Origin of the sequence: Chryseobacterium sp. MIQD13, assembly GCF_050496705.1 — a bacterium.
In the GTDB taxonomy this organism is placed as follows: domain Bacteria; phylum Bacteroidota; class Bacteroidia; order Flavobacteriales; family Weeksellaceae; genus Chryseobacterium.
The window spans coordinates 28,094-42,295 of record NZ_JBNWAF010000003.1; the positions used below are offsets into that span (position 1 = coordinate 28,094).

At 38.0% G+C, this 14,202-nt stretch carries 17 protein-coding genes; 6 read left to right on the top strand and 11 right to left on the bottom strand.

Annotated features, from left to right (window positions below):
* Positions 1–134 precede the first annotated feature (134 nt).
* A complete protein-coding gene (locus ACQWU4_RS12350) occupies positions 135–386 on the top strand; it encodes a VF530 family DNA-binding protein (RefSeq protein ID WP_429936075.1) in 252 nt (83 codons plus the stop codon).
* 102 nt (positions 387–488) lie between these two features.
* Complete coding sequence (locus ACQWU4_RS12355; protein WP_429936076.1) at positions 489–989, top strand: FKBP-type peptidyl-prolyl cis-trans isomerase; 501 nt, start codon at positions 489–491, stop codon at positions 987–989.
* A 36-nt stretch (positions 990–1,025) separates the two neighbouring features.
* Here the strand turns inward: ACQWU4_RS12355 and ACQWU4_RS12360 are convergent, their stop codons facing one another.
* Together ACQWU4_RS12360 and ACQWU4_RS12365 are read right to left on the bottom strand one after the other, a co-directional pair.
* Entirely contained in the window at positions 1,026–1,403 is a 378-nt protein-coding gene (locus ACQWU4_RS12360) for a YchJ family protein (protein ID WP_429936077.1), read from the bottom strand.
* A gap of 122 nt (positions 1,404–1,525) precedes the next feature.
* Positions 1,526–3,667: a M3 family metallopeptidase gene (locus ACQWU4_RS12365; RefSeq protein WP_429936078.1), complete on the bottom strand. Its 2,142-nt coding sequence runs from the start codon at positions 3,665–3,667 to the stop codon at positions 1,526–1,528.
* Positions 3,668–3,725: 58 nt separating this feature from the next.
* Between ACQWU4_RS12365 and ACQWU4_RS12370 the strand changes: the two genes are divergently transcribed.
* Positions 3,726–4,559, top strand: coding sequence for a head GIN domain-containing protein (locus ACQWU4_RS12370; protein WP_429936079.1), 834 nt, complete (start codon positions 3,726–3,728; stop codon positions 4,557–4,559).
* A gap of 1 nt (position 4,560) precedes the next feature.
* On the opposite strand, the gene ACQWU4_RS12375 is transcribed toward ACQWU4_RS12370, so the two are convergent.
* From ACQWU4_RS12375 to ACQWU4_RS12395, 5 genes are all read right to left on the bottom strand, one after another.
* A complete protein-coding gene (locus tag ACQWU4_RS12375; RefSeq protein WP_429936080.1) occupies positions 4,561–6,447 on the bottom strand; it encodes a monovalent cation:proton antiporter-2 (CPA2) family protein in 1,887 nt (628 codons plus the stop codon).
* Positions 6,448–6,458: 11 nt separating this feature from the next.
* A complete protein-coding gene (locus tag ACQWU4_RS12380; protein WP_429936081.1) occupies positions 6,459–6,980 on the bottom strand; it encodes an NAD(P)H-dependent oxidoreductase in 522 nt (173 codons plus the stop codon).
* Positions 6,981–7,169: 189 nt separating this feature from the next.
* Positions 7,170–7,982: a TPM domain-containing protein gene (locus ACQWU4_RS12385; protein WP_429936082.1), complete on the bottom strand. Its 813-nt coding sequence runs from the start codon at positions 7,980–7,982 to the stop codon at positions 7,170–7,172.
* Positions 7,963–8,391 carry a TPM domain-containing protein gene (locus tag ACQWU4_RS12390; RefSeq protein WP_429936083.1) on the bottom strand — a complete coding sequence of 143 codons (429 nt, stop codon included), beginning with the start codon at positions 8,389–8,391 and terminating at the stop codon, positions 7,963–7,965. Before ACQWU4_RS12390 ends, ACQWU4_RS12385 begins: the two co-directional genes overlap by 20 nt.
* A gap of 2 nt (positions 8,392–8,393) precedes the next feature.
* A complete protein-coding gene (locus ACQWU4_RS12395; protein WP_429936084.1) occupies positions 8,394–8,999 on the bottom strand; it encodes a LemA family protein in 606 nt (201 codons plus the stop codon).
* A 73-nt stretch (positions 9,000–9,072) separates the two neighbouring features.
* Between ACQWU4_RS12395 and ACQWU4_RS12400 the strand changes: the two genes are divergently transcribed.
* Together ACQWU4_RS12400 and ACQWU4_RS12405 are read left to right on the top strand one after the other, a co-directional pair.
* The gene (locus ACQWU4_RS12400) at positions 9,073–9,567 is read left to right on the top strand and encodes a dihydrofolate reductase (protein WP_429936085.1); all 495 of its coding nucleotides are present in this window, start codon (positions 9,073–9,075) and stop codon (positions 9,565–9,567) included.
* A 75-nt stretch (positions 9,568–9,642) separates the two neighbouring features.
* Positions 9,643–10,212, top strand: a complete 570-nt coding sequence (locus ACQWU4_RS12405; RefSeq protein WP_429936086.1) for a DUF2892 domain-containing protein — start codon at positions 9,643–9,645, stop codon at positions 10,210–10,212.
* Between the two features lie 58 nt (positions 10,213–10,270).
* Here ACQWU4_RS12405 and ACQWU4_RS12410 read toward each other — a convergent pair whose 3' ends face one another.
* The 4 genes from ACQWU4_RS12410 to ACQWU4_RS12425 form a co-directional block, all read right to left on the bottom strand.
* Positions 10,271–10,903 (bottom strand): trimeric intracellular cation channel family protein, encoded by a 633-nt coding sequence (locus tag ACQWU4_RS12410; RefSeq protein ID WP_429936087.1) that lies wholly within the window; start codon positions 10,901–10,903, stop codon positions 10,271–10,273.
* Positions 10,904–10,994: 91 nt separating this feature from the next.
* A complete protein-coding gene (gene coaD, locus ACQWU4_RS12415) occupies positions 10,995–11,468 on the bottom strand; it encodes a pantetheine-phosphate adenylyltransferase (RefSeq protein ID WP_429936088.1) in 474 nt (157 codons plus the stop codon).
* A 3-nt stretch (positions 11,469–11,471) separates the two neighbouring features.
* Positions 11,472–11,927: a hypothetical protein gene (locus tag ACQWU4_RS12420; protein ID WP_429936089.1), complete on the bottom strand. Its 456-nt coding sequence runs from the start codon at positions 11,925–11,927 to the stop codon at positions 11,472–11,474.
* 4 nt (positions 11,928–11,931) lie between these two features.
* Entirely contained in the window at positions 11,932–12,915 is a 984-nt protein-coding gene (locus ACQWU4_RS12425) for a D-alanine--D-alanine ligase (protein ID WP_429936090.1), read from the bottom strand.
* Between the two features lie 155 nt (positions 12,916–13,070).
* Between ACQWU4_RS12425 and ACQWU4_RS12430 the strand changes: the two genes are divergently transcribed.
* Complete coding sequence (locus ACQWU4_RS12430; protein WP_429936091.1) at positions 13,071–14,174, top strand: PASTA domain-containing protein; 1,104 nt, start codon at positions 13,071–13,073, stop codon at positions 14,172–14,174.
* The last annotated feature ends 28 nt before the right edge of the window (positions 14,175–14,202 follow it).

Here is a 14,202-nt window from a genome sequence, read left to right on the forward strand (position 1 = left end):
TTCGTTCAAATGTATTAAAAGTGAGTGAAAAATCTTTTAAAATAATTTCAATTGAATTTGTTGAATAGTAACAGTGTCCGGGTGATAGATTTTCATATCAATTTATAATATTCTAATTTTACAAAAAAATAACAATGCAGGAATCGTCCAAAGACCCATTACATGGAAAAAGACTAGATGTCATTCTTGAAGAATTGGTGGAATACTACGAGGGTTTTGAGAAACTTGGCGAGCAGATCAGTATCAAATGCTTTACAGATAATCCAAGCATCAGTTCATCTCTTAAATTTCTCCGGAAAACACCTTGGGCGAGAACGAAAGTTGAAAGCCTGTATCTCTTTGTACTGAGACAGAAAAAACGGGACGAAAAAAAGTCCGGAAACTAGAATTTTGTCTGAAGATTATTTCTTTATGACTTTCCCAAACAATCAAAAAGAGTATATTTGTGCTGTTAATCGTGAAAAAATATCACGAAAAAAAGAAAAAATATGACAATCGAAAACAACCATGTTGTAGCTGTAAAGTATATACTTCACACAATCGAAGAAGATGGAAGTAAAGTTCTTGTAGAAGAAACAACAGCAGAAAATCCACTTACATTTTTATACGGTGTAGGAATGATGATTCCAAAATTTGAACAGAATATCCTGGGCCTTAAAGCCGGCGATAAAGCAGCATTTGTAATTCAGCCTGAAGAAGCTTATGGTGAAAAACAGCCTGATGCTATTGCACAGCTGCCAATTGATATGTTTAAAGAATCAGGAACTCCGCCTATCGGAGCTATTTTGCCTTTATCTGATAATCAGGGGAATAACTTTCAGGCATTTGTAGTAGAAGTAACGCCTGAATTTGTGGTGGCAGACCTTAATCATCCAATGGCAGGGAAAGTTTTGGATTTTCAGGTGGAAATCTTAAATACCCGTCCTGCAACGGAAGAAGAATTATCACATGGCCATGCTCATGGAATTGATGGGACAGATGCTCATTAAAAAATAATATAAATGTCCGATTTTTTCGGACATTTTTTATTCTAAAAATTCTCCACTTACATAAAACCAACGGTTTTGAATCATTTTGAATGCAGACAATTCATGATGAATCTGTTTATGCCCTTCCTCGTCAGTATAAAAAGCTTTAAATTCAACTTTGCTGGCAGAAGGCTTGTTTATTATTTCAAGTTTTGTCCATTCATTAATTTCTCCCCATTCCTGTAGATCTTTTTTCTTGTGAAATTTTCTTTTTGAAGGAAGTGTGGTTTCCATTAAGTATTCTCCGTTCGGAATGGCAAATGCTGAAAAACGGGAACGCATTAAAGCTTCTGCGGTAGGAGCGTGCTTTTCTCCGATGTGGTAAGGCTTACAACATTCTTCGTAAAGTTTTCCCGAACAGCAGGGACAGTCCATATTTTTAATTTTTATTGAACACAAAAATAGAGGTTTTTAATCGATCATATAAAAAAATATGGGAATGCTTCTGCGTTGACCTGCAAAAAAAGAAGCATTCGAAAGAATGCTTCCTGTAAAATTTATTTTATAAAACCTCTGTTTCTCAATAAAGGCTTGATATCCGGATCATGTCCCGTAAAATCTCTGAATGCCTGGTTAAGGTCTACAGAATTTCCTACGGAAAGAATGTGTTTTCTGAAACGGTCACCATTTGCTCTCGTAAGTCCACCATTGTTTTTGATCCATTCCCATGCATCATTATCAAGGGTTTCAGACCATAGGTAAGCATAATATCCTGCAGAGTATCCTCCGCCCCAGATGTGGGCAAAATAAGGAGTATGGTATCTTGGTGGCACGGTTGCCAAAGTAAATCCGTGGCCGGCTAATGACTGTTTTTCAAAATCCAGAACCGGAATTAGCTGGCTTTCATTAGTTACTGTATGCCAGTCCATATCCAGAGCTGCCGCAGAAACAAGTTCTGTCGTCATATATCCCTGGTTGAAAGTAGCAGCTTTTTTAATTTTTTCAACTAAAGCCTGAGGGATAGGCTGCTTGGTTTCATAGTGGATTGCATAATTCTTCAGAACCACAGGATCTAAAGCCCAGTGCTCATTAATCTGCGAAGGGAATTCCACAAAATCTCTCGGAACACTTGTTCCTGAAAGCGATGGATATTTTTGGCTTGCAAACATTCCATGGATAGAGTGCCCGAATTCGTGGAACATTGTAGAAACATCATCATAGCTGATCAGAGAAGGTTTTCCCGGAGCCGGCTTCTGATAATTATAGCAGTTTACGATTACAGGTTTTGTCCCCATAAGATAAGACTGCTCAACAAAGTTACTCATCCATGCCCCTCCATTTTTAGAATCTCTTGTGTAGAAATCCAGGTAATAGATAGCGATAGATTTTCCATCGTGGTCAAAAACTTCATAAGTTACTACATCCGGATGATAAACCGGAAGATCAGTTCTCTTTTTGAAAGTAAGTCCGTAGAATTTTTCAGCAGCATAGAAAACACCTTTTTCCAACACAGTAGTTACCTCAAAATAGGGTTTGATCTGGTTTTCATCAAGATCGTATTTCGCTTTTCTTACCTGTTCTGCATAAAAGTTCCAGTCCCATGGCTCTACTTTGAAGCCTCCCTTTTGCTGGTCGATCAGATCCTGAATATCTTTTGCTTCACGTCTTGCAGTTTCCACAGCAGGAGTAGCAATCTGATTCATCAGTTTAGTCGCAGCTTCCGGAGTTTTTGCCATCTGGTCCTGCAGCTTCCATTCAGCGAAGCTTTTCTTACCTAAAATCTGAGCTTTTTTAAGTCTTAATTTTGCTAATTTTTCAATAGTCTCACGGGTATCATTTCCATCACCTTTTTCTGCTCTAAGCCATGATGCCTTGAAGAGCTTTTCTCTTGTCGCTCTGTTCTTTAAATTTTGAAGAAGCGGCTGCTGAGTAGTATTTTGAAGCGCCAGAAGATATTTTCCCGGCTGACCTGCAGTTTTAGCATCAGTTGCTGCTGCTTCAATTTCATCGGCAGAAAGTCCGTCCAGTTCCTTTACGTCAGAGAAAAATACACCTCCCTGCTTTCTTGCTTCCAGTAATTTATTGGCATATTGAGTAGAAAGGGAAGCCAGTTCCTGATTGATCTGCTTTAATTTTTCCTTATCAGCAGCAGAAAGATTAGCTCCTGCAATTTCAAAGTTCTGCTTGTAATACTGTACAAGCTTTTTACTCTCAGGATCTAAACCGTCTTCTTTGATGGACTTGATTCTTTTATATAAGTTTTCATTCAGGTACATTTTATCGGAATGTGCTGCAAAAATCGGAGCATATTCCTCATCTAAAGCCTGAAGGGTAGGATTGGTATTAGCACTTGTAAGATTGGAAAATACAATAGTGGCTCTTTTTAAAACTTCACCGCTTTTTTCAAGGGCTACAATAGTGTTCTCAAAAGTAGGGGCTTCAGGATTATTGGCAATCTTCAGAATCTCAGCATCGTGCTGTTTAAGGCCAAAATCGAAAGCGGGTTTGAAATGTTCATTTTTAATTTTATCGAATTCCGGAGCTTCATACTGAAGCTTGCTTTTCTTCATAAAAGGGTTTGAAGATAAGGATGGATCGGTAACAGGAGTCTCCTGTTGAGTATCGGTTTTCTTCATTGTAGTACAAGATTGGTTAAGTGCCAGTGCAGAAATTAACAATACCGATGAAATATTTTTCATAAATTAGTTGTTATTAAAGTATAAAGATATTAAAACTTAATTTATAAAAGCAGTAAACATGAAATCAACAACTCTTTTTATATTTTCAGCTTTCGCGCTGATGACCTCATGTAACGAAAAGCATGATAGGAGAAACCATGATAACAATAATGACAATAATAACGGTGGTTGGGTAGATAAGGTAATTGATGAAGAAAGAGGTCCGGTTAAAGAGAAAGTATTTAACGGAGATTTTGACGAGATCGAAGTTTCCCAGGCTATTGATGCAGAGATCATTAAGTCTGAAACTGAAAAAGTGGTTATTTCTGCCCCGGAAAATATTATTAATGAAATTCTTGTGGATAATAGCGGCGGAAATCTTCATATCCACTACAAACAGGGAATCAGAGTCAGGAATATCAACAATGTGAAAGCAAAGATTTATACCAAGGATTTCTCAAAGCTTATTGCTAATTCTGCAGCAAGTATTCATGTCAAGGATAAATTTACGCAGGATAAAATGAATATTGAAATATCCAGCGCAGCAAGTGTTTCAGGAGATCTGGAAGCTAATGATTTTGATATTTCGGCAGACAGCAGCAGCAGTTTCAGTGGAAAAGTATGGGCTGTAGATCTTGATATTGATGCATCTTCGGCAGCAAGTATTGATATTTCAGGAAAAACAAAGAATGCAGATGTTACTTCCTCATCAGCAGGCAGTATTTCCGCTAAAGAGGTGGTTGCAGATAATGTGAAAGCTGAAGCATCCAGTGGTGCAAGTGTTCAGATCAGTGCTGTTTCTTCGGTAAATGCAGAAGCTTCTTCAGGCGGAAGTATAGATGTTTCCAAGAGAGGTGAGCTTAAAAATGTGACCAAGCAGGAAAGCAGCGGCGGAAGCATTAGCATTCAATAAATTAATTCGGAGTTTCCTCGTCATTTTCTTCATCTACTGACGAGGATCCTTCCCAATTTCTGTTATCAAAATTAAGATTATCATAAGCCAACAATTCCTCCTCACGCTGGAGGATTTCTTTTGTGGTAAACAATAAGATCTCGTCATCATCCTTTGCTTTGGCCAGTCTTCTGATAGATGCTTTATCTATCGCCATAAATCTCTGTCCTAAACGTCTTGCCGCATATTTTCTCATACCGGTTTCGTGCAGAACGTCTACAGCCATATCTACGGCAGTTCCCAATGTTTCCCGGTAAATATTTTCAATACCGTTATTGAGGTAATTATAAGCATCAATCCTGTTTTTTGCCCTTACAAAAATCCGTACTTTCGGATAATGTTCCCGGACCAGATCTGCAATGAACTTGTTATCATCCGGATCATCTAGACAAAGTACTAAAATTTCCGCATCTTCAATTCCTGCAGCCCTTAAGATAGGAATCCTTGTAGCATCCCCATAGTATACCTTGAAACCATAGCTTCTCAACAGCTTTACACGGTCGGAATCCCTGTCCAGAACCGTAGCTGAAATTTTATTGGCTTTTAAAAGACGTCCTACTGTGCTTCCAAAATGTCCAAACCCTACAATGATGATCTTTTTCTGGGTTACGGTATTATCCAGGATATTAAAATCATTATCTGCATCAGGAATCTCCTGAATAAATTTAGGAGTAATAAACTTATCATTAATGATCAGTAATATTGGAGTAATACACATTGTGATTGCTGTTACAGCCATCATCTGCGCGTTAAGTTCCGGACTCAGGAGGTAAAGATCTGATGCATAATTGATCAGTACAAAAGCGAATTCTCCCACCTGGGAAAGGGCAAATGCATAGAATAAACTCTGTGGAGTATCAATTTTAAAAAACTTTCCGATGGCATAGAGAACTGCAAATTTTACTGCCAGTACCGCAAAAACAGTAGAAAAAATAAACACAGGATCCTGTTGGATGATATTAAAATTGATTGTAGAGCCTACACTTACAAAAAATACCGCTAAAAGAAGCCCTTTAAATGGATCGATCTGTGCTTCCAGCTCATGCCGGAATTCACTGTTGGCAAGCATTACTCCGGCAAGGAAAGCTCCCAAAGCAGGAGAAAGTCCAATGGCCACCATAAGTTCTGAGACCCCAATGACAAGGAATAATGAAGAAGCGGTAAGTAGTTCCGTCATTCCAGACTTTGAAACATACCTTAAAAAAGGTACAAATACATACCTTCCCAAAAGAATCAAAATAGCAACCCCTAAAATTACTGTTCCGGCCTGTAGCCATTCAGGAAGTTTCTGGATGAGAATCTGTATATTATTATCATGATGGCTTGCTTTATAGTTAGCAATGATAGGAAGAATAGCCAGAATAGGGATCACAGCAATATCCTGAAACAGAAGGGTAGAGAATGAGGCTTCTCCAGCCATAGTTTTAAGGTTATTTTTTTCCTGAAGTGTCTGAAGTACAATGGCCGTAGAAGAAAGTGCAAAACACATCGCAATGGCAATAGCCTTGTCTATCCTCCATCCGGCACTGATGAAAACAAGGAAAAGCAGCGAAATAGAAAGAACCATCTGTGTAAGTCCAAGGCCCATAATCTTCTTCCGCATTTCCCAGAACTTCCGGGGTTCCAGTTCCAGCCCTACCAAAAAAAGAAGCATAATGACTCCAAATTCGCTGGCATGCATAATACCATTAACATCTTTCCCCGTAAGTCTCAGAACATACGGACCAATGATGATCCCTCCTAAAATATATCCGATTACAGAGCTCAGCCCAAATTTTCTCGCCAGCGGAACCATAATAATGGCTACACCTAAGAAAATTAATGTATTCATTGCTAAGCTGGATTCCATATATACTATTACTATTGATTGAGTAGTTCCGTAAATTCTTTTTTATGTAAAATAATGTCTTTTTTGCTTAATTTATTAGCTTCGTAAACAATCTTGACGTGTTTGATATCTGCCTTGAAAACTTTTAAGGATACAATAAGTCCGCTGATCAGTTCTTCAACAGTATATTGATAAGTTCCGTTTTTACTGAATGATCTTTCCTTTCCTCCGGTTGTTACGAGAATAAAAATTTCCTTTCCCTCCAACGGATTAATTTCACCTTCTTTAAGCCAGTCCCTGTCAAAAACTTCATCAATCCATAATCGTAGTAAAGGAGGCATTCCGAACCATATCAGAGGAAACTGGAAAATAAAGCGGTCATAGTTCTTCAATCTTTTTCTTTCCCTGAATGCGGCAATGTGAAAATCAGGATATTCTTCATAAAGATCTCGAAGGGTATAGTGCTGGTGTCGGACATAAAAATTGATAAGCTCCACATTTGAATTGGAGTGCTCTAAATAGGGATGTGCAAAAACTACCAGCGTCTTCTTCATAAACCTGTTTTCAGTAAATATAATGAAAAAATATTAAATAAAAAACAGGTTTTAGGAGGTTTTATTAATTTTTTAATATGAAAAACTGAATTTAATATTAAGATGCCATAAAGAAACCACTTGATTTTAGTATATTAAATAAAAAATCGGGCAGAAAGCCCGATTATATAAATTTTATTGTTTTCTAAACTACCATCCGCCGGAAGCACCACCTCCACCGAAGCTGCCACCTCCACCAAAGCCGCCGAAGCCACCTCCGCCTCCGGAACTTCCGCCACCAAAACCACCTCCGCCGAAGCTGCCTGGGAAAGGGAAGAATCCACCCGGATAATTTCTGCGCCCTCTTCTGGTGATGATCACATCATCGTCATCATTATTACCACTGCCACCGCCGCCGCCTCTGTTACCAAAGATAATAGCCAGCAGAATGAAGATCACAAATGCTATAATAAGGATTTTAAAAGCACTTCCACTGCCGGAAGGTGCTGAGGTTTCCGTAGGTTTGAATTTTCCCTGAACTGCCTCCATAATAGCTGAAGTACCCCGATTGATGCCCTCATACCATTGGCCCTGCCTGAAATTAGGAGTGACAATATAATCAAGGATCTGTCCTGCTACTGAAGCTGTAAGGTATTGTTCCACAGCACGTCCCTGTTGGATAGACATGGTTCTGTCTTCTGTTGCAATAAGAAAAACAACCCCATTGTCCACACCTTTTTTCCCGATTCCCCATTTTTCGCCGAACATAGTTGCGAGAAAGTTAACATCTTCTCCTTTGGTAGAAGGGATAATGACCACTTCAATTTCCGTGGAAGTAGAGTCTGCAAACTTAATCAGTTTATTGTTCAGCTCATCTTTTTCCTGCTGTGTAAGCAATCCTGCTTCATCAAACACGGGATACAGGACTGCCGGTTTTTGCGGAATCGTGTATTGTGCCGATACAAGAGTGTAAAAGCAGAAGAGTATAAATGAAAATACTATTTTAAGAGAACGTAATTTCATTAGACAGTTGGTTGGGATTTTTTCCTTCAACAGGAAAATATTTTTTTAATTCAAGACCGGTTTCAAGGATGCCGCTTTTTAAAGCTTTATAATAATTTCCTTTGGCAAATTCAGAAGTAATGTAGTCGTGCAGGTGATCCCAATATGACTGGTGCACCTTGTCATGAATCCCGATATCCCCAATAATGGTAAGATATTTCTGTTCGAAATTGACATGAAAAAGCACAGCATTTCTGTCGGCAGTTTTATTCATACAGAGTTCTTTGAAAACCTCAAATGCTGTTTGTGCATTCTCAGTTTCCGTGTTTGAGTCAATATGTACCCTGATCTCGCCTGTAGAATGTTCTTCTGCCGACTGTATCGCTTCCACAAGGGAAGTAATCTGCTGATTTGTCAGAAAACGGTTCATTATTATTTGAATACTTCAGGAGCTTTTTCAGCACCTGCTTCAGCCTTGAAGAAAGGTTTTTCTTTAAAGTTGGTGAAATTCGCCAGAATATTATTCGGGAAAGTTTTGATTGTCGTGTTGTAATCTTTCGCAGCATCATTATAGTAAACCGTTTCGGTTCTGATGCTGTTTTCAATCGCCGTATACTCTCTCTGGAAATTAATGTACTGCTGATCAGCCTTTAAATTCGGATAAGATTCCACTACAGCCATTAATCTGCTCAATGCACCGGATAATTCTCCCTGTGCAGCCTGGAATTTTGCCATGTCAGCATCAGTCATATTCGTAGGATCAATGTTGATGGAAGTAGCTTTAGAACGAGCTTCAACAACTTTCGTCAATGTTTCCTGTTCGAATTTTGAATACGATTTAACCGTGTTTTCCAGATTTGGAATAAGATTGGCCCTTTTCTGATAAACAGTTTCTATATTAGACCATTTGGAGTTCACGTTCTGTTCTTTCGAAACAAAATTGTTATAACCGTTTTTTCCCCAGAAGAATATCACACCTACAATAATAAGCAGTGCAATACCGATAGTTCCTGCGCTAAGGCAGCCTTTATTTTTCATAGTTTATTTTTTTAAATTTTTTGTGCTAACCAAATATACAAATTATGTGCTAATTTTGTAAAAAATTATTAGAATGACAACAATAGTGGTGGCAATGGGAGAGAAAAACGAGATCGGTTTTGAAAATAAACTGCTCTGGCATCTCCCTGAAGACCTTAAACACTTTAAAAATATTACTTCCGGACATCCTATTATTATGGGAAGAAAAACCTATGAAAGTATAGGAAAGCCATTGCCTAACCGTACGAATATTGTTATTTCCAGAAAGAAAGACTGGTTTGAAGAAGGAATCCTGATCGTAGGAAGCATTAAGGAGGCTGTAAAATTTGCTAAAAAGATTGATGAAAATGTGTTCATTATCGGTGGCGGAAATATCTACGAACAGACTATGGAAATTGTTGATAAACTAGAAGTTACTTTAGTGAAGGCTGATCTTAAAGCTGATACATTCTTTCCGAAGATTGATCTGAAAATCTGGAAAAAAACGGAAGAGATCTGCCACGGGAAAGATGAAAAGAATCAGTATGATTTCTGTTTTCAGACGTTTGAAAGGATTAAGAGCGAATAGTTATAAAAATTCTGATTTATAACCTCTAGCTTCTAACCTGTAAATTTTCTATCTTTGCACTTCTAAAATTGAATAATGAATAAGTACATAAAAATTGTAATTGCAGCAGTTCTTATCCTTTTAGGACTTTATATGATGATTTTCACAAGAAGTCTGGGCTGGGGGATTGTGGTTTTCCTTCTTGCAGCACTGCCTATCTTACTTTTCTTCAAAAATGAATATATTCTTCTTGCCTTCTGGCAGCTGAGAAAACAGAATATGGAAAAAGCAGCGGAATGGTTAAATGGAATCACCAATTACAAGGCGCAGCTTCATAAATCCCAATATGGATATTTCCATTACTTAATGGGCCTTACACAGGCTCAGGAGCATCCTGCAAAGGTTGAACCTTTCATGAAAAAAGCTTTGGAATATGGCTTGAATATGAAGCATGACAGAGCAATGGCAACATTGAATCTTGCAGCAGCAGCTATTTCCAAAGGAAGAAAACAGGAAGGGCAGAAACTTCTGGAGGAAGCAAAAAGATTAGACAGCGCTGGAATGATGACGGATCAAATTAAAATGATGAAAGATCAGTTGAAGATGCCTTCTATGCAGAAGCATATGCACAACCCGAATATGAGACAGAGAGGAAAATTCTTCTAAAAGAAACATACAAAAACTAAAAAAGCACCTGATTCGGGTGCTTTTTTTATTTTAAACTTTACATTTCCGAGTTTTGATCGTAACCATAAAACTTAGGCATCTGCCATTGGTATTTTACGGCCAATGTTCTGATTGCAACAATCAGTAAAATGGTAAAGATCTGTATAAATGTATAAGAAAGCGGAATAAACTTGGTCATCAGAAGAAATACAGATCCTCCGATGATACATGCCGTAGCATAAATTTCTTTTCTGAAGATCAGCGGAATCCTGTTCAGAAGAATGTCCCGGATAATTCCTCCGAAACAGCCTGTAATGGTTCCCAGCGCTACACATATCAATGGATGGATATTGGCATTCAGTCCTTTCTGAACTCCGATAATAGTAAATAATCCCAGCCCGAAACTGTCAAAAATAAACAAAGTTACCTTGAAGTTCTTTTCAATAGATTTGAAGACCATGGCAAAAATGCTTGTTCCCAAAATTAGTGCACAAGTCAGCAGATCGTGCATCCAGAATACAGGAATATCCAGCAAAAGATCCCTTACAGTTCCCCCACCTACAGACGTCACGAACGCAATAATCAATACCCCGAACGGATCAAGACGTTTCTGCATCGCTGCAAAGCTGCCTGACATCGCAAAGGAAATAGTTCCGAGTACCTCTATGGCAAAATTGAACTGTTCATGCATAATTTTATAAATGATAAATGATAATCGATGAATGATTCCTGCATCTGCAAATTTTCGGCCATTTCATCAATTATCATTTATGGTTGATCATTTATTTTGCGTGTTTCTCCACTCTCACGGAGTCCGGAACCAGCAATTCATATTCCCCGCCGTGGTTAATGATCTCTCTTACAATGCTGCTGCTGATGAAAGATTTTCCGGATGAGGTCAATAGGAATACGGTTTCCAGTTTTTTGTGGGCCAATGTTCTGTTTGTATGGGCTATAGCTTTTTCAAACTCAAAATCGGCAGGGTTTCTCAAGCCTCTGAGGATGTATTGTGCATCCTTTTCAAAGCAGTAGTCTACCGTTAATCCTTCAAAATAGTCAACTTCCACGTTGGGAAACTCGGCCACGGAGTTTTGAATGAATTCCATTCTTTTTTCCAGAGGAAACATGTATTTTTTTTGGGAATTCTGACCGATTGCAATAATCAGTTTGTCAAAAAGCGGAGCCGCTCTTTCGATAATATCATAATGTCCCAGAGTAATAGGATCAAAAGATCCGGGGAAAACAGCAATTTTCATATCCTAGTTGTTTTCGTTTGATTTTTGGTAAAACAGCTCTAAGTTTTTGATGTTTAGGCTGCAGTTATTATTTAGAACCTGATTAGAAGAAAGATTTAAGATCAGATCATTTCTTCCGATTATTTTTGAATTTTTATAAAGCTTATTAATGGGATGGAAATTGATTGTACTTTCAAAATTTCCATTTTCATTTTTTTTAATAATTCCGGAAAACACTACTGTATCATCCAAAGAAATAATCTCAAAATAATTGGGTACTGTTTCATTGTTAATGACTACATCACTCTTCTTAATATAGTTAAAGCATTTCTTTTCGCCTATATAAATAGCATCGGTTGAAAAATTAATGCTTTTCGGTTCCATACCACTCTTGGGGATACCCAAATCAAGAGTTCTTGTATAATTCTGAGTAAATGCAGCAAAAGGAATTAATAATAAAAGAGAAAATAACCTTGTCATCTTTTTACTTATTAAGAGCCTTTTCTACTTCATTTCCACACAGGTCTGTAATGGAGATTCCATAATGTCTTGCCTGCTGCGGAAGAATACTGGCAGGAGAGAATCCCGGATTGGTATTCATTTCAAGCATATAAGGAATGCCATCCATAAGAATGAATTCACTTCTTGAGAATCCACTCATACCAAGGGAATTGTAAGCTCTTTTTGAAATTTCCTCCACTCTGATTCTTGTGGCATCATCAATTCTTGCTGGCGTAATTTCTTCTGAAGCGCCTTCATATTTGGCTTCATAATCAAAGAATTCGTTGGTAGGTACAATTTCTGTAATTCCCAAAACGATAGTTTCACCCTTAAAATCTATAACACCTACGGAAACTTCCATTCCGTCCAGAAAGCTTTCGATCAGAATTTCATCATCTTCTTTGAATGCAATTTCAGTGGCAGCAATTAATTCTGATTTCTCTTTAACTTTTGAAATTCCAAGTGATGATCCGGATTGATTGGGTTTCACGAAAACCGGAAGACCCAGAGTTTCAACGATCTCATCTGTATTGATGTTTTCTCCCTTCCTTAAATAAATACTTTTGGCAGAAGGAATACCATATTTTGACAATACGGCTAATGTATCTTTTTTATTGAAGGTCAAAGCGCTCTGGTAAAAATCGCAGCCGGTATATTTCTGTCCTATGGCATCCCAATAAGCCTGAAGAATTCCATTTTCACCGGGAGTTCCGTGGATAATGTTGAAACAGGCATCGAATTTCAGTTTTTCATTGTTATCTAATGTCACTGAAAAATCTCCGCGGTTGATTTCATATTTTTTATCGTTTTCCCCTAAAAAATACCATTCGTCTTTAAGGATAACCACCTTATATACATCATATAGATTTCTGTCCAGAGAATCGTAGATCAACTGACCGCTTTTTAAGGAAACCACATATTCATCAGAATAGCCTCCCATGACAACGGCAACACTTTTTTTGCTCATAACCATTATAGTATCAATTAAGGCAAATTTAATCATTTTCTGTAATGCAATAAGGTAAATTCAGAAATTTTAAAATTGAAAATGAATTGTGTTAAATAAAAGCACATTTAAAATTATTAGCTATATTTGCCGTTATAATTAAAGTATTCTTAAGTATGCTTAAATCACTTTTCAATTGGAAAGTTTTACTGAATTTAGTAGTCGCCATCGGTATTTTTGTGGGGTTGGTTTGGCTTACTTTCCGTTGGTTGGAATATCATACCAATCATGGTCAGGAAATTCCTGTACCCAACGTTATTAATAAATCAGTGTATGATGCCGTAAAAATATTAGAGGATACCGGGCTGGAATATGAAGTAGACAGCGCCGAGTACAATCCTAAATATAAGCCTTTTCAGGTTTTAAAAATGCACCCTCTGTCCAGCTCTCGTGTAAAACCGGGATCACTGGTAAGAATCGTTGTTAATCCAAGAACATGGGCGCCTATTACTGTTCCTGATGTGATCAATAAATATTCAGGACTGGCTTTCCAGAGACTGGATCAGGTTGGTCTTAAGATTGGTGATACCATCTATGAACCAAGTATTCAGAAAGATGCTCTTTTAAGAGTATTATATAAAGGTAATGCTGTTAATCCGGGATCACGTCTTCCGAGATTCTCTGTGATTGATGTTGTAGTAGGTTCAGGACCTATGAGAAATATTTCAATTCCTAGTGTAGTAGGGCTTTCTGTGAAAGAAGCAAGGGCTGTTATTGCAAAAAGTTTATTTGAAGTAGGCTTGGTAGAGCATGAAGACGGAAGCAAAGATGAATCCGATATCATCTATTACCAGGATCCGGCTTCCGGAGATGTAAGAGATCAGGGAATGCAGATCGACCTTTGGGCAAGTAAGAGAACACCTGCTGAGCTTAGAGCTAAAGTAGAACAGCTGAACTCTATTTACCGTATGAAAGTGGATACTTCACTGCCTCCGGTACATTATGATGAAGTTCCTATCAGCCGTCCGGAACCAAGCTATGATCCGCCTGCAGCAGTACCTGTACCAAGAAAAGAAGTACCTAAAACTGAACCGGTAAAAACAGAACCGGCCAAGACCACTAGCACAGCTATTAGTACCAAACCTGCGGGAACCGGAACAGAAAAACCTAAACAGGCAGCAACGAGCAGTCAAGGGTCGGGAACTAAACCTGTAACAGCCGGAAATACCACACAGCAGCCGGCTCAAAAGCCAAAGGCTAAAAAAGTAGTAGTAGAATAATAACGGTTTATTATATAAAATATAGGCT